The sequence below is a fragment of the Janthinobacterium sp. SUN100 genome (genome assembly GCF_030397705.1).
Classification (GTDB): domain Bacteria; phylum Pseudomonadota; class Gammaproteobacteria; order Burkholderiales; family Burkholderiaceae_D; genus Janthinobacterium; species Janthinobacterium kumbetense.
In genome coordinates this window covers 554889-578545 of sequence record NZ_JAPUBU010000003.1, presented here as the reverse complement: position 1 = coordinate 578545, position 23657 = coordinate 554889, and the positions used below count along the sequence as shown (strand labels likewise).

Sequence of the window (23657 nt, the reverse complement as noted above, 5' to 3'; positions counted from 1 at the left end):
ATAATTATGCAGAGCGAAGGACGGGCATGAGAGCGCCGGCAAGCAAGCCAACCATTCTGGTGGTCGACGACACGCCAGACAATATCGACCTGCTGCGCGCGGTGCTGGAAGACGATTACCGCACCAAGATCGCCGTCAATGGCGAACGCGCCCTGAAGATCGCCGCCGGCAGCGACCAGCCCGACCTGATCCTGCTCGACATCATGATGCCGGGCATGAGCGGCTACGATGTGTGCCGCGCGCTGAAGGCCGATCCCGCCACGGCCGGCATCCCCGTGATTTTTGTCACCGCCATGAGCGAAGTGGCCGACGAGCAGCTGGGTCTGGCGCTGGGCGCCGTCGACTACATCACCAAGCCGATTTCGGCGCCCATCGTGCTGGCGCGCATCAGGACGCAGCTGGCGATGAAGCAGATGCAGGATTTCTTGCGCGACCAGAACCAGTATTTGGAAACGGAAGTGGAGCGCCGCGTGCAGGAAGTGGCGGCGCTGCAGGACGTCACCATCCACGCCATGGCCTCGCTGGCCGAGACGCGCGACAGCGAGACGGGCAACCATATCCGCCGCACCTCGCATTACCTGAAAGCGCTGGCCGAGAAAGTGCGCGGCCTGCCGCGTTTCCGCGATTTTCTGACGGACAAGAATATCGAACTGCTGTTCAAGACGGCGCCGCTGCACGACATCGGCAAGGTGGGCATTCCCGACCATATCCTGCTCAAGCCGGGACGTTTCGAGCCGCACGAAATGGCCATCATGAAGACGCATACCACGCTCGGGCGCGACGCCATCCTGGCGGCCGAGCACGAGCTGGGCATCGAAGTCGATTTCCTCAAGTACGCCAAGGAGATCGCCTACAGCCACCATGAAAAATGGGATGGCAGCGGCTACCCGCAAGGCCTGGCTGGCGAAGACATCCCGATTTCGGCGCGCCTGATGGCGCTGGCCGACGTGTATGACGCCCTGATCAGCCGGCGCATCTACAAGCAGGGCATGGACCATGCGCAGGCCGTGCAGATCATCGTCGAGGGGCGCGGTTCGCATTTCGACGCCGAGATCGTCGACGCTTTCCTGGAAATCCAGGACCAGTTCATCGCCATCTCCCACCGCTATGCCGACGGCGTGTGCGAGATCGCCGACAAGCAGCGGCAGATCGCGCCCTTCGCCGAGAACATCAGCTGACGGTCTTGAAGAAGCGCAGCATCTCTCGGCTGGCGTCCGGCCCTTTGCCGTCCGTGTAACTGCCGTTATCGCTGCCGCCGGACCAGGCATGGCCGGCGCCGTGGATGACCCAGTGTTCGCCCAGTGGCGAGCCATCGGCCTGGCTGTGCGTGGTGCGCGTGTAGCGGTGGCCATTCGGCACGCTGCCATCGACGGAAGCGGCCTTGGCCGCCTTGCCGCCCGCCTGGCTGCGCACGCCCTGGGCGATCAGTTCATCGCCATTGCGCGGGTTGACGGTGGTGTCTCGGTCGCCGTGGAAGACGATGATGGGCACGCCGCCCGCTGGCGCCTTGCGCTGGGCATTGGGCATGGCGCCGCCCTTCATGGCGGCCAGCGCCGACGGCAAGTCCTGCGCCGAAGCGAAAGGCAGACCCGAATGCACGCCGACGGCGGCGAACAGGTCGGGGTACAGGGTGCCGACGATCACGGCCATGGCGCCGCCCGCCGACAGGCCGGCGACAAACACTTCGCGCTCGTTGACCGGGTAGTCGTCGATGACTTGCCGGGCGATGCCGGCGATCAGCGACGGTTCGCCCTGGTCGCGCTGCTGGTCGATGGCGTTGAACCAATTCCAGCAACGCGAACTGTTGGCGCCCTGCGTCTGCGCCGGGTAGACGACAAAACACTCCTTTTCTTCTGCCAGCGCATTCATTTGCGTGCCGGCGGCGAAATCGTCGGGGTTCTGCGTGCAGCCATGCAGCATGACGATCAGCGGCATGGCCTGGCCATGATAGCTGCTGGGGATATACAGCTTGTACGAACGCGTGCCCGCATGGTTGCGGTACACGCCGTCGATGAATTGCGCGCCGGCGGGTATGTCCGCCGGCGTGGCGGCCGGCGCGTTGAAGCCGGACGGGTGGAAGTTTGGCAGCTCGAAGCTGGGCATGTCGAAGCTGTGCTGGCCCAGGCCTGCCGGCACGCCCAGGCGCGCCATGAAATCCTGCGCGAAGTCCTGCGCCGCCTGCGCGGGTGTGGGGGGCGCGGCGTCAGCTTGCGGTTGCGCTGCCGCAGATGGTTGCGCCGGTGGTGGCGCAGGTGGCTGATTGATATCGCGCATCGGCGGCTGCTGTGTGGACGCCGCCTGCGGCGCCAGGCCGGCGGCGGACAGCGCCTGCTGGATCGCTTCGGTGGCGGCGGCGGGACCGCTGCCCAACAGATTGCGGGTTGCGGCGCGCATCTGCGCCAACATGTTGAGAGGTAGTTTCATGACCATCCTTAACGGTGCCGCGCATCGGCCGGGTCATCGCCGCGAACCAATACGCTAGTGAATTCGCCCTGCGAGCGCCGTCTTGACGACGGTGCTGGCGTGCAGGGCACCTAATACGAAGATCGACTCGATGGTGGCCAGTGCCAGCTCCACGGAGACGTCGCTGGCGATGCTGGCCAGTCCCAGCACCTGTATCTGCAGACGCTGGCCGGCTGCCTGGATCGCTTCCAGGTCGGCGCGCGAATAATGCTGCATGCCCAATACCAGGCTTTTGCGGGCGACGGTCTGTTTCACCACGTCGGCGTGCGTACCCAGTTGGTTGCGTATGGCCGTACGGATCAGATCCGTGCGGTTGGAATAAAATCCCTCCTGGACCAGCAAATCGATCTGCCCCAGGTCGATCAAGCCGAGGTTGATCGTGATTTTCTCGGATTCCCCAATTTTGGGCTTGCTGTCTTGCTTGGCCATATCTCTCCAAAAACTCCACGTGGCATCCAATTGCCATCTGTATGGATGGTAGTATAGTTCTGAAATATCTCAAGTCAAGCAGGATCTGGCCTGATCACGCTGTAGGACGGGCTCCCGCAGAGTGAGACGGGCCGTAAAATAAATTTTCAAAAGATATATTTTTGGTTACTTTTTAGTCGGAAAGTATGTTGAAAGTGTCATTGCAGGGCGATGCCGCCGACTCGCCGGCGCGGTTTCGCGGCATAATGAATGCCTTCACGTTTACCGATGCCGCTCCATGATGGTCGCTACCCCACCTCCGCCAGCCGCTCCGCTCACTTTGCCGTCGCCGGTGCCGTCGCCCTGCGTCAGTCTGTGCAAGATGAACCGCAACAGCGGCTTGTGCGAAGGCTGCTTGCGCACGCTCGACGAGATCATCGCCTGGAGCAAGGCCGACGACGACTTTAAGCGCGCCGTGTTGGCCGAATTGCCTGGACGCGAATCCCTGCTCGACTTCGAGCCCGATTACTGAGGAAGCCCATGCCGCGATCGCCAGCGCTGTTCCCCGATTCCATTCAGGTGTTCGAACGCGGCTGGCTGTCGTCGAATAACATCCTGTTCCAGGGCAGGGACGACACGGCCCTGATCGACAGCGGCTATGTCACGCATGCGCCGCAAACCCTGGCGCTGCTGCGCCACAGTCTGGCGGGCCGGCCGCTGGACCGCTTGTTCAATACGCACCTGCACTCCGACCATTGCGGCGGCAACGCGCTGCTGCAAGCCGAATACGGCTGCCATACGGCCATTCCCGTATCGGAAGCGGACAAGGTGCGCGCGTGGGATGTGGATGCCCTCAGCTTCCAGGCCACGGGCCAGCAATGCCCGCGCTTCGGCTTTGATGCCACCGTCTCGCCCGGAGACACCTTCACCCTGGCCGACATGCGCTGGCAGGCGCTGGGCGCGCCCGGCCACGACCCGCACTCGCTGATTTTTTACTGCGCCCAGGAGGGCATCCTGATTTCCGCCGACGCTCTGTGGGAAAACGGCTTCGGCGTGATCTTTCCGGAACTCGATGGCGGCTCCGGCTTTCTGGAGGCGCGCGCCACCCTGGACCTGATCGCCAGCCTGGACGTGCGCGTGGTGATCCCCGGCCACGGGCGGCCATTCACGGATGCCGCCGGCGCCCTGCAGCGCGCGTATTCGCGCCTCGATTACCTGGCGTCCGATCCCGTGCGCAATGCGCAGAACGCCGTGAAGGTGCTGCTGAAATTCCTGCTGCTGGAACGCCAGCGCATCGCCCTCGCCGATATACCGGCCCTGTTGCGCGGCATGCCCGTCTTCGAAGAAGCCAACCGGCGCTTCCTGCGCCAGGAGGCGGCCGCGCTGGCCGAGTGGGCCGTGTCCCAGCTGGTGAGGGCCGTAGCGGCGCGCGTCGAGGGTGAGTACTTGCTCAACGAGGGTTGAAGCGTCGGCGCGATAAATTCAGCACGATCGTACTTTTTCTGCACTATAATCAACGTTCAGTGTTTTTTACGTCCGATCAACTTTCCAGCGAGTCCGCCATGGCATTGCCTGTTGCGTTGCAAAACCTCTCCTTACCCGTTATCGCCTCGCCGATGTTCATCGCCAGCGGCCCGGCCCTCGTCGCGGCGCAGTGCAAGGCCGGCATCGTCGGTTCCTTCCCGGCCCTGAATGCGCGTCCCGCCGAATTGCTCGACACCTGGCTCACGGACTTGCAGGCCGAGCTGGCCGCTTTCCAGGCCGCCAACCCGGACAAGAAAGTCGGGCCGATCGCCGTCAACCAGATCGTGCACCAGTCGAACGACCGCCTCGCGCATGACGTGGCAGTGTGCGTGAAACACCAGATCCCCATCATCATTTCCTCGTTGCGCGCGCCGCCCAAGGAAATGCTCGATGCCATCCACAGCTATGGCGGCATCGTGTTGCATGACGTGATTTCGATCCGGCACGCGAAAAAGGCGCTGGAAGCGGGTGTCGATGGCTTGATCCTGGTGGCCAGCGGCGCCGGCGGCCACGCGGGTACCCTGTCGCCGTTCGCGCTGGTGGGCGAGGTGCGCAAATTCTTCGACGGCCCGCTGGCGCTGTCCGGTTCCATCGCCACGGGCGACGCCGTGCTGGCCGCGCAAGCGATGGGCGCCGATTTCGCCTACATCGGTTCACGCTGGCTGGCGACCAAGGAATCGAACGTCAGCGACGGCTACCGCGACGCCATCGTCGATTCCAGCGCGGCGGACATCGTCTACACGAACCTGTTTACGGGCGTGCACGGCAATTACCTGAAAAAATCGATCGAAGCGGCCGGACTCGATCCGGAAGCCTTGCCCGAAGCGGACAAGAGCGCGATGAATTTCGGCTCGGGCAGCGCCAAGGCCTGGCGCGACATCTGGGGCGCGGGTCAGGGCGTGGGCTTGATGGACGACGTGCCGAGCGTGGAAGAGATGGTGGCGCGCCTGAAGGCCGAATATGATGCGGCGCGCGCGCGGTTGAAGCTGTAACTCTGCTGCTGCCGGATGACGCGGCATGCCGCGTCATCCAAGCCATCCTTATTCCTGCTTCAAATCCTCAGGCTTGATGGCCCACAGGCCCGGCAGGTTGCGCCAGTAGCCATAGGCATCCATGCCGAAGCCGACGACGAAGCGGTTCGGGATCACCAGGCCGACGATGTCGGCTTGAACCGGTTTTTTCTTGCCGATGGCCTTGTCGGCAAACACGGCCAGGATCACTTCCGAAGCGCCCATGTCCAGCAGGCGCTGCTTGACGTGTGCCAGGGTTTCGCCTTCGTCGAGAATATCGTCGAGCACGATGACGGTGCGGCCCGCTACATTCGAGCGGGGGATGACTTTCCACACCACTTCGCCACCCTTGTCGTCGTCGCCGTAGCGGCTCACGTGGATGTAGTCGAATTCGAGCGGAAAGCTCAGTTGCGGCAGCAGGTTGCCCGTAAAGACGACGGCGCCGCCCATCACGCCCAGCACCAGCGGGAACTCTTTCGAATCTTCGGCGTTGAAGCGCGTGTTGAGCACATCGGCCATGCGCGTGATCGACGCCTGCACGGCGTCTTGGTCGAACAGCAGTTCCGCGTTCTTGATCAGGTCACGGGCACGGTTGTGATGAAATTCTTGCATGGACTCTTGCATGGCGATGAATGGGGCTGATGGTCAATGCCGGTATTATCCCGCAAATCGGCCTTATTTGTAATCGCGCATGTCGTCGATGATTTTCCCATCCTGCGCCAGGCTGCCCACGGCCACGAGCACCACGTCGCCGCGCAGCTTGGTCAGTTCGCGGATCGAGCCGATGATGGCTTCGGTGCCGCTGGTGTCGAGCGGATCGTCGACTTCGCAATGTAAAGTCATCTCGTCGTTGGCCATGCGCCCCGATACCACCAGCCGTGCTTTTTTGATGTGCGGGTGGCGGCGTGCAATCTCATGCACCTGCGACGGATGCACGAACATGGCGCGCACCTTGGTGGTTTGATCCGCGCGCCCCATCCAGCCCTTGATGCGGGTATTCGTGCGGCCGCACGGCGACTCCGGCGCGTTCGTCAGCACGGCGGACAAGTCTCCCGTGGCGAAGCGGATCAGCGGGTAGTCGGCATTGAAGACGGTGACGACCACTTCGCCTACTTCGCCCGGCGCGACGGGAATGCCGCTGCCCGGATGGACGATTTCCAGCAGCACGTTTTCGTCAACGACCATGCCGGGATTGAGCTTGCCATTGCTGGCCGTTTCATAGGCGATGCTGCCGATGTCGGCCGAGGCATAGGTCTGGAACACGTGCGGCACGCCGTTCTCCGCAAACCAGCTGCGCAGCGATTCGGGCAAGGCTTCCGCACCCATCACGGCCTTGGTGACGCTGCTGATGTCGGCGCCCATTTCGCGGGCCTTCTCGATGATCAGTTTCAGGAATGACGGCGTGCCGATATACGTGTCGGGCTTCAGGTCGACCATCGCCTGCACCTGCATTTCCGTCTGGCCGATACCGGCCGGGATGACGGTGCAGCCGATGCGCGCGGCGCCGCCTTCGACCATGAAGGCGGCCGGCGTGAAGTGGTACGAAAAACAGTTCTGCAGCAGGCCGCCGGCGCGCACGCCGGCCGCATACATGGGGCGCGCGAAGCGCCACCAGTCGGGGCCGCGGCCTTCGGGATCGAAGATGGGGCCGGGCGAGACGAACACGCGCGACAGGGCGTTCTTTGGCGTCGTGTTTAAGCCGCCGAACGGCAGTTGCGTGTGCTGCAATTGCTTGAGGTCGGACTTGCGCGTCACGGGCAGCTGCGCCAGCGCGGCGCGGCTGGTGATGTCGGCTGCATTGACGCCATCGAGGATGCGGGCCCAGCCCGGCGCCTGTTGTGCGCGCGCGATCAGCTGCGGCAGGCCGGCCATCAATTCGCGTTCGCGCGCCTCGGGGGCGCGTGCTTCCAGACTGTCGAGCGTATCGGTCATGTTGCGGATTCTCCAATGTCACGTTGCATTTTTTTCGTCAGCCCCGCAATAATCAGGCTGTATGAGCGCTGCAGCAGGGCGGCCATTTCGTCGTCGTCGAGGGCGTCCGGGCTGGCGACCAGCACCCATTTGGCCCGCGCCAAGTAGGGCGCCGGGCGAAAACCGGGGCGGTCCGTCAATTCCAGGAAGCGTTCCGCATCGACCTTGAAGCTCATGCCGCGCGTGCTGTGCGCTTCCGCGCCGCACAGCGCGAACATCCGGCCGCCGACGCAAAACGCCAGCACGTTGCTCCATTTGATGTCTTGCGTTGCGCCGCGAAAGCTGCGGCACACTTGCTTCGCCCGTTCCAGGTCCATGACTTGCCTCCTGCGTCAGGCCAGCCAGCGCTTGCGGCGGCGGTAGAACTTCATGTCGCGGAAGCTCTTGCGCCCGGCGCTGGACACGCCCAGGTAAAACTCTTTGACGTCTTCGTTGCTGGCCAGTTCCTGGGCCTGCCCTTCCATCACGACGCGGCCGTTTTCCAGGATGTAGCCGAAGTCGGCGTAGCGCAGCGCCACGTTGGTGTTCTGTTCGGCCAGCAGGAAAGACACGTTTTCCTTGTGGTTCAGGTCCTTGACGATGCCGAAGATCTCTTCGACGATCTGCGGCGCGATGCCCATCGACGGCTCGTCCAGTAAAATCATCGATGGCTTGGCCATCAGCGCGCGGCCGATGGCGCACATCTGCTGTTCGCCGCCCGAGGTGTAGCCGGCCTGGCTGCTGCGCCGCGTTTTCAGGCGCGGAAAGTAGTGATACACCTTGTCCAGCGCGTCTTTCAGCTCGCCGCGCGACAGGCTGCGCGTGTAGGCGCCCGTCAGCAGGTTTTCTTCGATGGTGAGGTGACCGAAACAGTGGCGTCCCTCCATCACTTGCGACAGGCCCCGCTTCACCAGTTCATTCGGCGTCAATTGATCCACGCGCTCGCCCTTGAACTGGACTTCGCCCTTGGTGACGTCGCCCCGTTCGCCGCGCAGCAGGGTCGAGATGGTTTTCAGGGTGGTCGACTTGCCGGCGCCGTTGGCGCCCAGCAGCGCCACGATCTTGCCTTGCGGCACTTGCAGCGACACGCCCTTCAGGACCAGGATCACGTGGTCGTAGATGACTTCGATATTGTTCACCGACAGGTAGGGCGGCGGCGTTTCCGCCTGGGGCGGGGCTTGCGTGGCAGTGTGGGTCATGGCTGCTTCTTTAAAAATGTTCAACACGGGACCGGCGTTGGCCGGTCCGGTTCCTCTCGCCTACGGCATTACTTCATGCACGCCGGCGTGATCTTTTTCTCTTCCGCGTACTTGCCAGAGGATTCCTCGACCAGCTTGCGCACCAGGGCCTTGTCGCCGACGATCCACTTCGGTGTGATGGCGGTCCACTTCTTGCCATCCCACTGCTGCACTTTTACGGCGCCCGAGCCTTCATGGTCGTCGCAGCTGGTCTTCACGGTGGGGAACATGCCCAGCGCGCCCACTGCTTTTTGGCGCGCATCGTCGACGTTCAGGTTTTCCAGGCCCCAGCGCATCTGCTCACCCGTGATCGGTTTGCCCTTGCCGAATTTTTCCTGCGCCGTGCGGATCGCTTCCACCCACAGGATGCCGGCCGTCACGCCGCGCATATGGTAGACGGAGCCGATGCGCGACTGGTCGGACAGGTTGCCCTTGCCGGACGCGTAGAGCTTCTTGCGGATGTCGTCGAGCACGGGGTAGTTGCCCGGCGTATTGAACGTCATCGCCGTGTAGCCCTTGGCTGCGTCGCCCGATGGAATCGTGTCTTCCTCGGAGCCGGCCCACCAGACGCCCAGCATTTTGTCGCGCGGGAAGCCGTTGCGCTGCGCCGTCTTGATGGCGACGGAATTCATCACGCCCCAGCCCCACAGGATCACGTGGTCCGGCTTGGCCTGGCGGATCTGCAGCCATTGCGATTGCTGTTCGCTGCCTGGCGGCGCGACGGGAATTTTCACCAGTTCGAAGCCGTACTGTTTCGACAGCGCTTCGAGCACGGGCAGCGGCTCCTTGCCGAAGGCCGAATCGTGGTACAGGTGGACGATTTTCTTGCCTTTCAGCTTGTCCATGCCGCCATCCTTGTCGCCCAGGTACTTGATCATGGCGGCGGCCTGGCTCCAGTAGCTGGAGATCAGCGGATACACGTAGGGGAAGACTTTGCCGTTGGCGGCGTCCGAGCGGCCGTAGCCGATCATCGTCATGGGGATCTTGTCTTGCGCTACGCGGTCCAGGATGCCGTAGGCGACGCCGGTGGACAGGGTTTCGACCAGGGTGGCGCCGCCCTGCTTGGTTTTCAGGCGTTCATAGCACTCGACGCCGCGCGAGGGGTTGTATTCGGTTTCGCATTCTTCCCAGCTGATCTTCACGCCATTCACGCCGCCGGCCTGGTTGACCAGGTTGAAGTAGTCGATGATGCCGCCGTAGAAACCGGAGCCGCCGGCCGCGTAGGGACCCACGCGGTAGGATGGCAGGGCGATGTACTGCTCCTTGTCCTGCGCCTGCGCGCTGCCGGCCATAGTGAGTGCGGTACTGGCGATGGCGGCGGCCAGCATGAGCGATTTGATGTGTTTCATTGTGTCTCCTCTTGTTTTATTTGGTATTCAAGTGAACCGACATCCAACTGCGAAGTAAAACCGTTAATGGGGGAAGGGCCAGAGTCTCAACTTTTCCTTCGCGATCTGCCACAGCCTGGCCAGGCCGTGCGGCTCGACGATCAGGAAGAAGATGATCAGCGCGCCGAATACCATCAGTTCCAGGTTCGAGGCCACGCTGGTCGGCAATGCCAGCCCATGCGCGATGGTGTTCAGGAAGACGGGCAGCAGCACGATGAAGGCCGCGCCGAGGAAGGAACCGAGGATCGAACCGACGCCGCCGATGATGATCATGAACAGGATGCGGAAGGACAGGTCCAGGTTGTACGCTTCCGGTTCCACCGTGCCCAGGTAGGCGTATGCATACAGCGCGCCGGCCACGCCGCAGTAGAACGAGCTGACGGCAAACGCCAGCAGCTTGGTGCGCATCAGGCGGAAACCGATCACCTCGGCCGCCATGTCCATGTCGCGCACGGCCATCCACGAGCGGCCCACGTTCGAGCGGATCATGTTCTTGGCCAGCAGCGCCATGCCGGCCACGATGGCCAGCACCAGCAGGTATTTGCTTTGCGGCGTATCGAACTGGTAGCCGAGGATGGTCATCTTCTGCACCGTGATCACGCCCGAGGAGCTGTAGTTGGTGAGATACGGGATCTTGGTCAGGCACCAGACGACAAAAAACTGCGTCGCCAGGGTGGAGGCGGCCAGGTAAAAGCCGCGGATGCGCAGGGAGGGCAGACCGAAGGCGATGCCCACCATGGCCGCGCACAGGCCGCCGAGGATGAACGACACGAGCAGCGGCAATCCCGGCAGGCGGGCCATGAAGTTATACGAGGCGAACGCGCCCACGGCCATGAAGGCGGCCGTGCCCAGCGACAGCTGGCCCGCGTAACCGGTCAGGATGTTCAGGCCCAGCGCCGCCAGGGCGAAGATCAGGAAGGGGATCAGGATCGCCGACAGCATGTAGGGCGAGGCGAAATACGGCAGGAGGAAGACGGCGACGAGGAGCGTGGCCGTCAGCGCCAGGCGGTCTTGTCGGATCGGGAAAATCTGGTTGTCAGCCTGGTAGCTGGTCTTGAATTGTCCTGCTTCACGGTAAATCATGGAGTGTCCTTTGTGATGGGTGCGTCGTATGCATCATGCGGCGGCGGTGCGGCGTCAGATGCGCCGGATGATCTTCTCGCCGAACAGGCCTTCCGGACGCACCAGCAGGAACAGCAGGGCCAGCACATACGGGAACCAGCCTTCGATGCCGCCGCCCACCATGGGGCCCAGATAGACTTCGGCCAGCTTTTCCGACGCGCCGATGATCAGGCCACCGACGATGGCGCCCGGCACCGAGGTAAAGCCGCCGAGGATCAGCACGGGCAGCGCTTTCAGGGCGATGAAGGTGAGGGCGAATTGCACGCCGTTGCGCGCGCCCCACAGCAAGCCGGCCACCATGGCCACCAGGCCCGCCACGCCCCACACCACAGCCCAGATGCGCTGCAGTGGGATGCCGACCGCCAGTGCCGCCTGATGGTCGTCGGCGACGGCGCGCAGGGCGCGGCCCACCTTGGTTTTCGAGAACAGCAAGGCCAGGCAAATCACCAGCAGCGCGCAGATGCCGGCCGCCATCAGGTCGAACTGCGAGATGTTGATGTCGAAGCGGTCCATCAGGAATTGCATCGGCACGTCTTCGATGGGCAGGTCCAGCTTGTGCACTTGCGAACCCCACATCAGCTGCGCCAGGCCTTCGATGAAAAAGGTCAGGCCGATGGTGGCCATGAACAGCGTGATTTCGGGCTGGTTGACGAGCGGGCGCAAGACCACGCGCTCGATGGCCATGCCCAGTACGATCATGGTGAGCATCGTCAGCGGGATCGCCAGCCACAGCGACAGGCCGAACTTGTCCATGATGCCGACGCAGGTGAGGGCGGCGAAAAACACCATCGCTCCCTGCGCAAAATTGAATACGCCCGAAGCCTTGTAGATCAGCACGAAGCCGATCGCCACCAGCGCGTACATGACGCCCGACAGCAGGCCGCCGATCAGCACTTCAAAGAAAAAATTGATATTCATGGCTATTCCTCGTCTAGTGCGCCACGCCGAGATAGGCGTTGATGACATCCTGGTTGCTGCGCACCTCGTCGGGTGTGCCGTCGCCGATCTTCTTGCCGTAATCGAGCACCACGACCCTGTCGGAGATATCCATCACCACGCCCATGTCATGCTCGATCAGCACGATGGTCGTGCCCAGCTGGTCGTTGACGTCGAGGATGAAGCGGCACATGTCCTGCTTTTCTTCCACGTTCATGCCGGCCATCGGTTCATCGAGCAGTAAAATCTCGGGCTCGGCCACCAGTGCGCGGCCCAGCTCCACCCGTTTTTGCAGGCCGTAGGGCAGGCGCCCCACGGGCGTCTTGCGGATGGCCTGGATTTCCAGGAAGTCGATGATTTCCTCGGCCTTTTTGCGGTGCTCGATTTCCTCGCGCCGCGCCGGGCCCCAGTACAGGGCTTGCAAGAGAAAATTCGACTTCATCTTCAGGTTGCGCCCCGTCATGATGTTGTCCAGCACCGTCATGCCCTTGAACAGGGCGATGTTCTGGAAGGTGCGCGCGATGCCGGACTTGGCAGCCTGGTAGCAGTCCATGCCGCGCCGGTGTTCGCCCCGGTAGATGATTTCTCCCTGCTGCGGACGGTACACGCCATTGATCACGTTGAGCATCGAGCTTTTGCCCGCGCCGTTCGGGCCGATGATGGCGCGGATTTCATGCTGCTTGACGTCAAACGAGATGTCGGTCAGGGCTTTCACGCCGCCGAACGACAGCGAGATGTTCTTCAGGTCGAGGATCACGGGACCCGTCTTGCGGGCCGTGCCGAAATGGGCGTCGGGTTCATTCATTTGCATCGTGCTGTGCTCCATCATGCGGCCAGGCCCTGGGGCCGGTACGTTTTGCTGTCCCAGATCTGCAGGTTGGCGCTGGTCGAGCCAAGGCGGCCATCCTCGAATTTCACCTGGGTCTCGATGTATTGCGTTGCCTTGCCCTCATACAGGGCGGAAATGAGCACTGCGTACTTTTCGGCGATGAATTTGCGGCGGACCTTGCGCGTGCGCGTCAGCTCGTCGTCGTCCGGGTCGAGTTCCTTGTGCAGCACCAGGAAGCGGTGCACCTGCGTGCGGTCCATCAAGGGATCGGCTGCCAGTTCCGCGTTGACTTGCTCGATGCAGTCGCGGATCAGGCCATAGGTTTCTGTGCGCGCCGCCAGGTCGGTGTAGCCGGAGTAGGCGATGCCGCGCCGTTCGGACCAGTTGCCCACCGCTTCGATGTCGATGTTGATGAAGGCGCACACCTGGTCGCGCGCATGGCCGAAGGCCACCACTTCCTTGATGAAGGGGAAGAACTTGAGCTTGTTTTCGATGTAGTTGGGCGCGAATATGGCACCGCAATTCATCTTGCCGACGTCGGCCGCGCGGTCGATGATTTTCAGGTGGCCTTCGCCGTCGAACACGCCCGCATCGCCCGTATGGAAATAGCCGTCGTCGTCGATCACTTCGGCGGTGGCGTCGGGCCGCTTGAAGTAGCCGCTCATGGTGGCGGGCGACTTCACCAGCACTTCGCCATTGGCCGCCAGCTTGACTTCCACGCCCGGCGCCGGCAAGCCGACGCTGTCGAACTTGATATTGCCGTCCGGTTGCAGGCATACATAGGCGCAGGTTTCGGTGGAACCGTACAATTGCTTGAGGTTGACGCCGATGGAGCGGTAGAAGCGGAACAGGTCGGGACCGATGGCGGCGCCGGCCGTGTAGGCGACGCGCACGCGCGACAGTCCCAGCACGTTTTTCAGGGGGCCGTAGACGAGCAGCTCGCCCAGCTTGTAGCTGAGGCGGTCCGCCAGCGAGACTGGCTTGCCATCCAAGATCTGCGCGCCGCAGCGCTTGGCCACGTCCATGAAATGGCTGAACATGTGGCGCTTGATGCTGCTGGCGTCTTCCATGCGTATCATCACGCTGGTGAGCATGTTCTCGAACACGCGCGGCGGCGCAAAGTAGCAGGTGGGGCCGATTTCGCGCATGTCGATCATCACCGTGTCGCCCGATTCGGGGCAGTTGACGGTGAAGCCGGCCACCATGGCTTGCGCCAGCGAGAACAGGCAGTCGCCTACCCACGCCATGGGCAGGTAGGACAGGATGTCTTCCTCGTCGGTGAGCTGGTCGAAGGCGACGCCGCCAACGCCTGCGGCCAGCAGCGCCGTGTGGCTCTGGCACACGCCCTTCGGCTTGCCCGTGGTGCCCGAGGTGTACAGGATCACGGCGGAGTCGCTACCTTGACCCGCTGCCACGGCGGCGTCGAAAAAGCCCGGATGTTCGCGGTCGTACGCGCGGCCCAGCGTCTGCAGTGCGGCAAACGACATCAGTTCCGGCTGGCGGTAATGGCGCATGCCCCGTTCATCGTCATAGGCGATGTGGGCGACGTGCGGATACAGGGCCTTGAGTTCGAGCAGCTTGTCGACCTGCTCCTGGTCTTCGACGATGGCGTAGCGGATTTCCGCATCCTGCAGCACATAGGCCATGTCGGCGGCCGGCGCGTCCTGGTACAGTGGCACGGGCACGCCGCCGAGGCTTTGCGCAGCCAGCATGGCCCAGTACAGGCGGGGACGGTTGTCGCCGATGATGGCCAGGTTCATACCGCGCTGGAAGCCGATGGCGGCCAGGCCGCAGGCTAGCGCGCGCACCTCGTCGTTGACCTCGCGCCAGGTCCAGGTTTGCCAGATGCCCAGGTGTTTTTCGCGAAAGGCGGGCTTGTCGGATCGTACTGTCCCGTGTTGCAATAAGCGCCGCGGAAAAGTCGGCATTGTTGCTGTGGTATTCGTTTGCACCAGTGTCTCCCTGTTGCTTGTCTCAGGCCCCACCTCGTTGGATGGCGCTCTGTGTTTTTTATGTGTAAGGCGTTTGTGCAATGATAGTAGCTTGCGTTAGTTTGCCAAGTTGTCTTTTCGGGGACATTTACCCACTTTTCGATGGTGCATCGCACAATGACCTACCCTGATATCAGTCTCAAGGATGCCGTGCGCGCGGCCAACTGGGCGCAGCTGCTCGACCCCGTGCAAATGGCCCGGGTCGAGGCGGATGTGTTCGAGACTTTCGTGCCGAAAGGCGGCTTTGTCTGCCGCAAGGGCGAGCCGGTGGATAACTGGATCGGCGTCATCAGCGGCATGGTCAAGATGAATAACTTTTCCGCCTCCGGCAAGGCCATGACCTTCATCGGCGTGCCGCCCGGCAGCTGGTTCGGCGAAGGTTCATTGCTGAAGAATGAAATCCGCAAATACGACACCATGGCCCTGCGCGACACGCGCGTGGCGCGCCTGCCCGGCGCCACCTTCCACTGGCTGCTGGAAACGAGCTTGCCGTTCACGCGCTTCCTGCTGATGCAGCTCAACGAGCGCCTGGGGCAGTTCATCGGCATGGTGGAAAACGAACGCTTGCTGGACCTGAACACGCGCGTGGCGCGCTGCTTGGCGTCGATGTTCAACTCGCACTTGTACCCTGGCGTGGAGACGCTGGTGCAGCTGTCGCAGGAGGAAATCGGCCTGCTGTCGGGCTCTTCGCGCCAGCGCGCCAACCAGGCCTTGCAGGTGCTGGAAAAGAAAGGCTTGCTGCGCCTCGATTACGGCGGCATCCGCGTGCTGGACCTGGAAGGCTTGCGCCGCTACGAGGCCGATGATGCCATCTGAGACCACGCGTGCCGCAGCCCTGCGCGTACGCCTCGATGGCGGCTTTGTCGAGCATGCGCGATTCGCGGGGCCGCCCGTCGATTTCAACGACTGGACACCGGAAGAACTGGGCGCCATCTGGGGGGCGTTGCATCGCGCGGCGCGCTTCGGCCATGACGATACGGCGCGGCGCGAGCTGGCGACGGCGCTATTGGCACAAGCGACCAGCATGAACCTGGCGCCGGCGCTGGCAGGCGACATGTTCCTCGATGCGCTGAACGCGGCCGGCGATTACAACCGGGAATGGGAGTATGTCATCGGCTGTCTGGCTTGCCTGCAGGGCGAGGCACCGGCAGGCACGGCGGGGCAGGCGCGGCGCATTCTCGGCAAAACCTCGGGCTGGGCCGAGTGCCCCTACCAGGCCTACCTGCTGGCGCGCCTTGCTGGCGGCGACGCCCCTGCGCAATTTGCGCAGGCAATGGAGGAGCGTCACGCCCATTATCCGATGCCATTGACCTTGCATGAATTGGAATTGCTGCCGCAGCTGGCGCAAGCGTCCCTGTTGGCGCTGGCCGGCTCGCGCTACAGCGGCCACTGGAGCCGCGACAGTATCGGCGAGGCCGATCCCGCCGTCGTGCTGGCCGACGATGCGGCGTATGTCGAATTTGCGCGCACGATACTGGAACAGGCGGCACGCCATATCGCCGCCATCCATGACGGCGGCGTGCCGTATGCGGCCGATGCCGCCTTTGCCACGGCAGACTCTCAAGTGCTGGCGCGCGCCGCGCGGGTCGCCGCCTATCGCGATGATGCATGGTTCAGGCCCGTGATCACCGTCTTGCTGCCCTTGGTATGCGTCGCGCCCGGCACGGCCAAGAGCGCGCCGTCGCAGTCGTTGGCGATGGCGCTGGGCCATGCGGTGGAAACCATCCCCACGCCGGAAAGTTTGCTGGCCCTGCGCACGGCGCTGGCGCAGGTGCGCCATGCGGGCATCCGCAAGAAGCTGGAACGCAATCTGAAACCGGCCGAACGGGCGCTGGCCGAACGGCCCGATATCGCCTGGCGGATCGGCATGCCCGGCCCCATGGGCAAGCGGCGCCAGGCCATGCTGGCGCGTCGCCTGGAAGCGGGCTATGCCAGCGACGTGCGTCTGGGGCTGGATCAATGGCGCGCCTTGCGCGACGATGCCGATATCGATACGGTGGTGCGGGCGCTGGTGTGGCGCACGGGCGACGGCCAGGCTTTCATGCTCGATGGCGAGGGTGCCATCGATGCATGGGGGCAGCCGGCGGATGTGCCGCTGCAGGGAGAAGGCGAGATCGGCCTGTGGCATCCCCTGCACGGCAGCGGAGAGCAGCGCGCCGCCTGGCAGGCGCTGGTTACACAGCGGCGCGTGCGCCAGCCGCTGCGCCAGGTGTATCGTGAAATATATGCACCGCCCGGCGACGGCAGCGCCCCCTTTTCCGGTTACCAGCTGTCGCTGCCTACCTTGCTGGGACTGGCCCGCCGCGAAGGCTGGCGGCTGGACGACGATGAAGGCTTGTCGCGCGGGTTCGGCGCCTGGCGCGTATTGCTGCGCCTCGAGGGACGCGTCTATCCAGGCGCGGGCGGCGCCTGCACGTCCAACGGGCTGGCACCCGGGCAGATGCTGCCGCTGGCGCCTGTGGCTTATTCGGAAGCGTGCCGCGCGGTGGATCTGCTGGTCAGCGCCAGCGCGTTGGCGCTGGTGGAAGAAGAGCAAAGCATGCAGCGCGAAGAGCGCTTGTCTTACCTAGCCAACTTGTCCCCGGGGCCGATGGCGGGCATGCGGCGCACCGTGCTGCGTCAGGTGTTTGCGCAGCAGATCGAAGCAGGGCGCATGGCGCTCGAGCCCCGTCACCTGATGGTGGGCATGCACGCGATCCACCTGACCACCGGAAGGGTCATGCTGGACGGCGCCGAGGTGGCGACCGAGGTGGTCGCGAAGGGGAACAAGCTGGGCGCCGTGCCGTGGCTGCCTTACGACGAGGTGCTGCTGGAAAAAATCGCCGCTACCGCCGGGGTGTTGCTGGCGCTGCACTGAGTGCAGCCCGGCTGCTAATCGCGGTATCATAGGCACTTCCCAGCACCGCTCCATTTTCGCACCCATGCAGACACCTGACCAAGCCACTCCCGCCTCCCGTTTGTCGCAACTGCGCAGCGCCATGCGCGCGCAGCATATCGACGCCTGCATCGTGCCCTCGGCCGACCCGCATTTGTCCGAGTACCTGCCGGCCCGCTGGCAGGGCCGTGAGTGGCTGTCGGGCTTTACGGGGTCGGTCGGCACCCTGGTCGTGACGCAGGAGTTTGCCGGCGTATGGACCGATGGCCGCTACTGGGAACAGGCGGAAGACGAACTGGCCGGCAGCGGCATCGTCCTGAAGAAAATCCCATCCGGCGCCAGCGTGCTGTATATCGACTGGCTGGGCGAAACCATGCGGCCGGGGCAAACGGTGGCCGTCGATGGTGCCGTGCTGGGCCTGGCCAATGCGCGCCTGCTGCAGCAGGCGTTGGGCGCGCAAGTCACCCTGCGCACGGACACCGATGTGCTGCAAGCCGTGTGGCCGGATCGCCCGGCCATGCCCGCCGCCCCCGTGGTTGAACATGCGGCCGCGTATCCCTCGCTGTCGCGCGCGCAAAAACTGGCGGCCCTGCGCGCCAGCATGGCGGCCCTGGGCGCCAGCCACCACGTGATTTCCACCCTCGACGATATCGCTTATCTGTTCAACCTGCGCGGCGCGGACGTCAACTACAACCCCGTCTTCCTCGCGCATGCGCTGGTGGGACCCGAGCGCGCCACCCTGTTCGTTGCCGACGGCAAGGTGCCGGCGGCCCTGCGCGCCATCCTGGAGAGCGAAGGCGTGGACGTGGCCGCCTATGACCGCACGGCTGCCGCGCTGGCCGCTTTGCCGGCCGGCGCCACCTTGCTGCTCGACCCGCGCCGCATCACGTTCGGCACGCGCCAGGCCGTGGCCGATGGCGTGCAGGTGGTCGAATCCATCAACCCGACCACCCTGGCCAAGTCGCGCAAGACGGATGGCGAAGCGGCGCACGTGCGCGCCGCCATGGAGCAGGATGGCGCCGCCCTGTGCGAGTTTTTCAGCTGGTTAGACAGCACCCTGGCCGACCCGCAGCGCGCGCCGTTGACGGAAATCGGCGTCGACGAGCACCTGACGGCTGCCCGCGCCCGCCGCGCCGGGTTTGTCAGCCCCAGTTTCGGCACCATCGCCGGCTTCAATGCGCATGGCGCCATCATGCATTACCACGCCCATGCGGATTCGGCCGCCACTATCGAAGGCGACGGTTTGCTGCTGATCGATTCGGGCGGCCAGTACTGGGGCGGCACCACGGATATCACCCGCGTGGTCCCCGTCGGCGCGATCACGGCCGAGCACAGGCGCGATTTCACCCTGGTCTTGCGCAGCATGATCGCGCTGTCGCGCGCGCAATTCCCGCGCGGCGTGAAGTCGCCCATGCTCGATTCCATCGCCCGCGCGCCCCTGTGGGCCGAGGGCATCGACTTTGGCCACGGCACGGGCCACGGCGTGGGCTTTTTCCTTAACGTGCATGAAGGGCCGCAATCGATTTCGCAGTCCGCCATGCCGGAGCCGCAGACGGCCATGGAACCGGGCATGATCACTTCCGTCGAGCCGGGCATCTACCGTCCCGGCCAGTGGGGCATCCGCATCGAGAACCTGGTGCTGAACGTTCCCGCGGGGACGACGCCCTTCGGCGAATTCCTGCGCTTCGAAACCTTGACCCTGTGCCCGATCGACACGCGCTGCGTGGAACGTTCGCTGCTGCGCGATGACGAAGCGGCCTGGCTGAACGACTATCACGCCACCGTGCGTGCGCGCCTGGCGCCGCACCTGGCCGCGCCGGCCGATGCGCCTGCGCTGGCGTGGCTGGAACAGCGCACGGGAGCCATCTGATGCGCTCGACCCGCGCCACGTCTGCCATCGAGCGGCTCAAGGAACGCACCGGCCACCGCCTCTACACGATGGCGCGCACGGGCGATGAACTGTTCTTTCTCACGGAAGGCCCCGGCTTGCCGCCCCTGTGCCCGCCGCTGGAACTGGACGCCTTTGTCGCCTTCGTGAATGGCCTGGGACCGCAAAAGGCGCGCCGCGTCAGCAAGCTCGACGTGGCGTTTGAAAAGCAGTTGACGAAAAAGCCCCAGGACTAAATGCCGACCATCGACTTCCTGCGCGCCTACTGGTCGCCGGCCGAGCTGGCGACGAATGGCGTGATCCTGCTGAACCTGCTTGGCGCACTGCTGCTGGGCTTGCTGGTGGGGTATGAGCGCTCGTATCACGGGCGCGCGGCCGGCATGCGCACCTACAGCCTCGTGTGCATGGCCTCGGCCGCGCTGACGGTGCTGGGCGGCTATCCGGAGTTCTGGTACGGCGGCCATGGCGCCATCGTCGGCAGCGACCCCACGCGCGTCATCCAGGGCATCGTCACGGGCGTGGGTTTCCTCGGCGCCGGCGTGATCATGCGCGAGGGCTTCAATATCAGCGGCCTGACGACGGCTGCCTCGATCTGGGCCTCGTCCGTGATCGGCATCATGGTCGGCATCGGTTTTTATCTGTCGGCCATGGGCCTGGCCTTCCTGTGTGCGATGGCGATGATTTTCCTGTCAAAACTGGAGAACTGGCTGCCGTCGCGCCACGCGGTGGCCATCACCATGCGCTTCAAGCGCGATTTCATTCCGCGCGAAGATGCGCTGCGGCGCATGGCGGCCAAGCGCGGCTACGACATCGCCGGCGGCTCGCTGACCATCGGCAGCACGGACGGCATGCAGGAATGGCGTTTTGTTGCCATCGCGCATGGCAAGAACACGGGCGCCAGCCTGTCGGCCATGTCGGCCGAACTGGCCGCCTTCGAAGGCATTGCCGGCTTCCAGCTGTCGCATGCCCGCAACTGATACGGATGCCGAGAGGATGGACATGGATGCACAGGCTCAAGAGGTACTCGATTTCTGGTTCCTGCCGCCGGATAACCCCGACTACGGCCAGTCGCGCGTGGAATGGTTCCGCAAGGATGACGGCTTCGATGCGCAGATACGCGCGCGTTTCGGCGTGCTGATCGATGCCGCCATCGAGGGCGGCTTGTGCGCGTGGGATGTCACGCCGCACGGCGCGCTGGCGCGCCTGATCGTGCTCGATCAATTCGCGCGCAATGTGCATCGCGGCACGCCGCGCGCCTTTGCCGGCGACGCCCGGGCGCTGGCCCTGGCCGTCGCCTTGACGGACGCGGGGCAGGACCGCCAGCTGCCGCCGATGCTGCGCGCCTTCGCCTACCTGCCGTTCGAACACGCGGAAGACCTGGCCATGCAGGCGCGCGCCGTCGAGCTGTTCCAGCTGCTGTCGCAGGCGCAGCCCGGCTTTGACGGCATGCTCGATTACGCCGAGCGCCACCAGGAAGTGATCGCCCGCTTTGGCCGCTTCCCGCACCGCAACGCCATCCTCGGCCGCGCCTCCACGCCGCAAGAGCTGGAATTTTTGCGCCAGCCGGGATCGAGCTTCTAGAAAACCGCCATGAACGTTACCCTGAATATCATCGGCGCCGGCCACGTGGGCCGTGTGCTGGGCCGTTTGTTCGCCCGCGTGGATGGCACGCAGGGCGGAGCAATCCTGGTGCAGGACGTGCTGACGCGCTCGATGGCGTCGGCGCAGGCGGCCGTCGATTTCATCGGCGCCGGCATTCCCGTCGCCAGCTATGCGGCCTTGCGGCGCGCCGACGTCACCATGCTGGCCGTCTCCGACGACCAGATCGGCCCGGCCTGCGCGGCGCTGGTGGCCGAGGGACGCCAGGCGGGCGCCATCGTGTTCCACTGCAGCGGCGCGCTGGCCTCGAACGTGCTGCTGGCCGCCACGCAGGCGGGCGCCTCTGTCGCCAGCGCGCACCCGATCCGCAGCTTTGCCGACCCGCAGCAGGTGGCCGCCACCTTCGACGGTACGTTTTGCGGCGTCGAAGGCGATCCGCTGGCGCTGGCCTTCCTCACGCCGGCCTTGAACGCCATCGGCGCGCGTCCCGTGCCCATCGATCCGGCCGCCAAGACCCTGTATCACGCGGCCGCCGTCTTCGCCAGCAATTACCTGGTGACGGTGCTCGATGCCGCCTTGCGCGCCTACCAGGCGGCCGGCATCCCCGAACCCGTGGCGCGCGAACTGGCGCAGCCCCTGGTGACGGAAGCGGTGGCGAATGTGTTCCGCCTGGGCGCCGCTCCCGCGCTGTCCGGCCCCATCGCACGGGGCGATTCGGCCACCGTGCAACGCCAGCAGCTGGCCGTGCAAGCCTGGGATCCCGCCACGGGCGAGTTGTACCGCGCGCTGGTGGCACCCACGCAGGATCTGGCCAGGCGCAAGCGCGGGCAGTAAATCAGTCGGCGGCGTGCACGCCGTTGCGTCCGTTCTGCTTGGCCTGATACAGCGCGCTGTCGGCGCGCGAAAAGAAGGCCGATTCGCTTTCGTCCGTCCGGTACTCGGCCACGCCCAGGCTGATCGTTACGGGCAGTTGCGGCGCGGGCAGGCCGAAATCGTGGCGTTCGACGGCGGCGCGCAGGTTTTCCGCCACTTCCGCCGCTTGCGCCAGGCTGCAGTTGTTCAGCAGTACCAGGTATTCCTCGCCGCCCCAGCGCGTGATGACGTCGCTTTCACGCACGGTGGCGCGCGCCACGTCGGCCACGCCACGGATCACCTTGTCGCCCCACAGGTGGCCGTGGGTATCGTTGACGCGCTTGAAGAAGTCGATGTCGAACAGGATGGCGGACATCGGTTGTTCGTTGCGTTTGGACAAGAGCATGGCGCGCTGGAACAGCAATTCCAGCGATTGGCGGTTCAATAGCCCCGTCAGCGCATCCGTCGAGGCGATGCGTTCGATGCGGCGCTGGTAGCGGTTCACCGTCAGCAGGGTCAATACCAGCACCAGCAGGGTGACGCCAAAGCTGATGGCCAGGTTGAAGATGAAGACGCGCTGCAGCGACTGGACTTCGTCGCTGACATTCTGCTCGACCACCAGATACCAGCCCAGTTCGGGAATGAAGCGCGAGTTGACGAGGATTTGCGCGTGCCCCAGCTGGTACGACAGGTGCGTCGGTTCGCTCTGGTGGTTGATGATTTGCTCGGCAATGGCGTTTACGCCGGGCAGGCTGCGGATATTGCCATGCCCGTTGCGCATGGTCTTGCCTGCCAGCACCAGGGCGCCGGCGCCGTCGACAAAATAGATGTTGCGGTGGAAGCGCGCCTGGTAGCGGTCGATGATGTGGCTCATGGTGGCCAGGGTCAGGCCGATGCCGGTGGCGCCGATGAACTGGCCGTCGTAGTCGTAGACGCGGTGGTTGATGAAGATGGTCATGCTGTCGCGGTTGGCCATGTCCACGTCGACATTCGTTTCATAGTCGGTGGTGTCCATGGCGCGCACGCGGTAGTACCAGATGTCGCGCGTCGCTTGCGGGCTGACGGATTTCAGGGTGCCTTCCGCATAGTAATATTTGCTGCTCTTGTCCGAGACGAGAAAGCTGGTGATGGCGCCGTACTTCTTCTTGACCTCGGCCAGGTAGCGCACGATCTGTTCCGGCTTGTTTTCGCCGGCGAGTATCCAGTCGCGCACGAAGGTGTCGTGCGCCATCAGCGAGGAAATGAAGACGGGACGCAGCATGTCCTTCTGGATTTCGGAGTAGATATTGTCGCCCGTCAATGGCAAGGTCTGGTCGGCGATGCCGTGCTCGATGGCTTGGCGCGAGGCCAGGTAGCTGGCCAGGCTGGTGGCCATGAAGCCCGCCCCCAGGATCAGGGTCAGGAGTATGAGCAGGCGGTACTTGATCGACAGAAGACGCATGGAGACGAGGGGTGGCCGGCGGGAAGGCAATCGTGACGCAAGCCAAAAGTATGCAGCAGGCCGGGTATTGGCGCAATGATAACTGGCTTTATTGACAATTTACATTGGCGAACGCAACAAGATAACCACGACTTACCAAATAA

General features: G+C 64.1%; 23 protein-coding genes. 11 read left to right on the top strand and 12 right to left on the bottom strand.

Going from position 1 to position 23657, the window contains the following annotated elements:
- The first annotated feature begins 26 nt into the window (after nt 1-26).
- On the top strand, nt 27-1178 hold the full coding sequence (locus tag O0881_RS19130; protein WP_289912536.1) for a two-component system response regulator: 1152 nt from the start codon (nt 27-29) through the stop codon (nt 1176-1178).
- On the opposite strand, the gene O0881_RS19125 is transcribed toward O0881_RS19130, so the two are convergent.
- Together O0881_RS19125 and O0881_RS19120 are read right to left on the bottom strand one after the other, a co-directional pair.
- Nucleotides 1171-2424, bottom strand: coding sequence for a PHB depolymerase family esterase (locus O0881_RS19125; RefSeq protein ID WP_289912535.1), 1254 nt, complete (start codon nt 2422-2424; stop codon nt 1171-1173). The two genes, O0881_RS19130 and O0881_RS19125, sit on opposite strands and share 8 nt — an antisense overlap.
- Nucleotides 2425-2478: 54 nt before the next feature.
- Entirely contained in the window at nt 2479-2892 is a 414-nt protein-coding gene (locus tag O0881_RS19120; RefSeq protein ID WP_034752801.1) for a CopG family transcriptional regulator, read from the bottom strand.
- 277 nt (nt 2893-3169) lie between these two features.
- Here O0881_RS19120 and O0881_RS19115 point away from each other — a divergent pair, with 277 nt between their 5' ends.
- The 3 genes from O0881_RS19115 (at nt 3170) to O0881_RS19105 (ending at nt 5387) form a co-directional block, all read left to right on the top strand.
- Nucleotides 3170-3403, top strand: a complete 234-nt coding sequence (locus O0881_RS19115; RefSeq protein WP_289912534.1) for a DUF1289 domain-containing protein — start codon at nt 3170-3172, stop codon at nt 3401-3403.
- Nucleotides 3404-3411: 8 nt separating this feature from the next.
- Nucleotides 3412-4335 carry an MBL fold metallo-hydrolase gene (locus O0881_RS19110; RefSeq protein WP_289912533.1) on the top strand — a complete coding sequence of 308 codons (924 nt, stop codon included), beginning with the start codon at nt 3412-3414 and terminating at the stop codon, nt 4333-4335.
- Nucleotides 4336-4433: 98 nt separating this feature from the next.
- Nucleotides 4434-5387 carry a nitronate monooxygenase family protein gene (locus tag O0881_RS19105; protein ID WP_289912532.1) on the top strand — a complete coding sequence of 318 codons (954 nt, stop codon included), beginning with the start codon at nt 4434-4436 and terminating at the stop codon, nt 5385-5387.
- 48 nt (nt 5388-5435) lie between these two features.
- Here the strand turns inward: O0881_RS19105 and O0881_RS19100 are convergent, their stop codons facing one another.
- From O0881_RS19100 to O0881_RS19060, 9 genes are all read right to left on the bottom strand, one after another.
- Entirely contained in the window at nt 5436-6017 is a 582-nt protein-coding gene (locus tag O0881_RS19100; RefSeq protein ID WP_099377742.1) for a hypoxanthine-guanine phosphoribosyltransferase, read from the bottom strand.
- Between the two features lie 63 nt (nt 6018-6080).
- Nucleotides 6081-7337, bottom strand: a complete 1257-nt coding sequence (locus tag O0881_RS19095; protein ID WP_289912531.1) for an AMP-binding protein — start codon at nt 7335-7337, stop codon at nt 6081-6083.
- Nucleotides 7334-7693, bottom strand: a complete 360-nt coding sequence (locus tag O0881_RS19090) for an MmcQ/YjbR family DNA-binding protein (RefSeq protein WP_289912530.1) — start codon at nt 7691-7693, stop codon at nt 7334-7336. The genes O0881_RS19095 and O0881_RS19090 overlap by 4 nt, the downstream gene beginning before the upstream one ends.
- A 15-nt stretch (nt 7694-7708) precedes the next feature.
- The gene (locus O0881_RS19085; RefSeq protein ID WP_289899648.1) at nt 7709-8554 is read right to left on the bottom strand and encodes an ABC transporter ATP-binding protein; all 846 of its coding nucleotides are present in this window, start codon (nt 8552-8554) and stop codon (nt 7709-7711) included.
- Between the two features lie 68 nt (nt 8555-8622).
- Nucleotides 8623-9942, bottom strand: a complete 1320-nt coding sequence (locus O0881_RS19080) for an ABC transporter substrate-binding protein (RefSeq protein WP_289912529.1) — start codon at nt 9940-9942, stop codon at nt 8623-8625.
- A gap of 63 nt (nt 9943-10005) precedes the next feature.
- Nucleotides 10006-11064 carry a branched-chain amino acid ABC transporter permease gene (locus O0881_RS19075; RefSeq protein ID WP_034752817.1) on the bottom strand — a complete coding sequence of 353 codons (1059 nt, stop codon included), beginning with the start codon at nt 11062-11064 and terminating at the stop codon, nt 10006-10008.
- 54 nt (nt 11065-11118) lie between these two features.
- Nucleotides 11119-12015 (bottom strand): branched-chain amino acid ABC transporter permease, encoded by an 897-nt coding sequence (locus O0881_RS19070; RefSeq protein WP_198521486.1) that lies wholly within the window; start codon nt 12013-12015, stop codon nt 11119-11121.
- Nucleotides 12016-12034: 19 nt separating this feature from the next.
- On the bottom strand, nt 12035-12850 hold the full coding sequence (locus tag O0881_RS19065; RefSeq protein WP_251349535.1) for an ABC transporter ATP-binding protein: 816 nt from the start codon (nt 12848-12850) through the stop codon (nt 12035-12037).
- A 14-nt stretch (nt 12851-12864) separates the two neighbouring features.
- On the bottom strand, nt 12865-14796 hold the full coding sequence (locus O0881_RS19060) for an AMP-binding protein (RefSeq protein ID WP_289912528.1): 1932 nt from the start codon (nt 14794-14796) through the stop codon (nt 12865-12867).
- Between the two features lie 255 nt (nt 14797-15051).
- On the opposite strand from O0881_RS19060, the gene O0881_RS19055 reads away from it, so the two are divergent.
- The 7 genes from O0881_RS19055 (at nt 15052) to O0881_RS19025 (ending at nt 22055) form a co-directional block, all read left to right on the top strand.
- Nucleotides 15052-15675 carry a Crp/Fnr family transcriptional regulator gene (locus O0881_RS19055; protein ID WP_251349718.1) on the top strand — a complete coding sequence of 208 codons (624 nt, stop codon included), beginning with the start codon at nt 15052-15054 and terminating at the stop codon, nt 15673-15675.
- Complete coding sequence (locus tag O0881_RS19050; protein WP_289912527.1) at nt 15662-17716, top strand: DUF4132 domain-containing protein; 2055 nt, start codon at nt 15662-15664, stop codon at nt 17714-17716. Before O0881_RS19055 ends, O0881_RS19050 begins: the two co-directional genes overlap by 14 nt.
- Before the next feature lie 64 nt (nt 17717-17780).
- Entirely contained in the window at nt 17781-19604 is a 1824-nt protein-coding gene (locus tag O0881_RS19045) for an aminopeptidase P family protein (RefSeq protein WP_289912526.1), read from the top strand.
- Nucleotides 19604-19858, top strand: coding sequence for a hypothetical protein (locus O0881_RS19040; RefSeq protein WP_077398459.1), 255 nt, complete (start codon nt 19604-19606; stop codon nt 19856-19858). Before O0881_RS19045 ends, O0881_RS19040 begins: the two co-directional genes overlap by 1 nt.
- Nucleotides 19859-20599, top strand: coding sequence for an MgtC/SapB family protein (locus O0881_RS19035; protein WP_099665898.1), 741 nt, complete (start codon nt 19859-19861; stop codon nt 20597-20599).
- Nucleotides 20600-20615: 16 nt separating this feature from the next.
- Nucleotides 20616-21203, top strand: a complete 588-nt coding sequence (locus O0881_RS19030; RefSeq protein ID WP_289912655.1) for a DUF924 family protein — start codon at nt 20616-20618, stop codon at nt 21201-21203.
- A 9-nt stretch (nt 21204-21212) separates the two neighbouring features.
- Nucleotides 21213-22055, top strand: coding sequence for a Rossmann-like and DUF2520 domain-containing protein (locus O0881_RS19025; RefSeq protein WP_289912525.1), 843 nt, complete (start codon nt 21213-21215; stop codon nt 22053-22055).
- Nucleotide 22056: 1 nt separating this feature from the next.
- Here O0881_RS19025 and O0881_RS19020 read toward each other — a convergent pair whose 3' ends face one another.
- Complete coding sequence (locus O0881_RS19020; protein ID WP_289912524.1) at nt 22057-23514, bottom strand: sensor domain-containing diguanylate cyclase; 1458 nt, start codon at nt 23512-23514, stop codon at nt 22057-22059.
- Nucleotides 23515-23657: the final 143 nt, after the last annotated feature.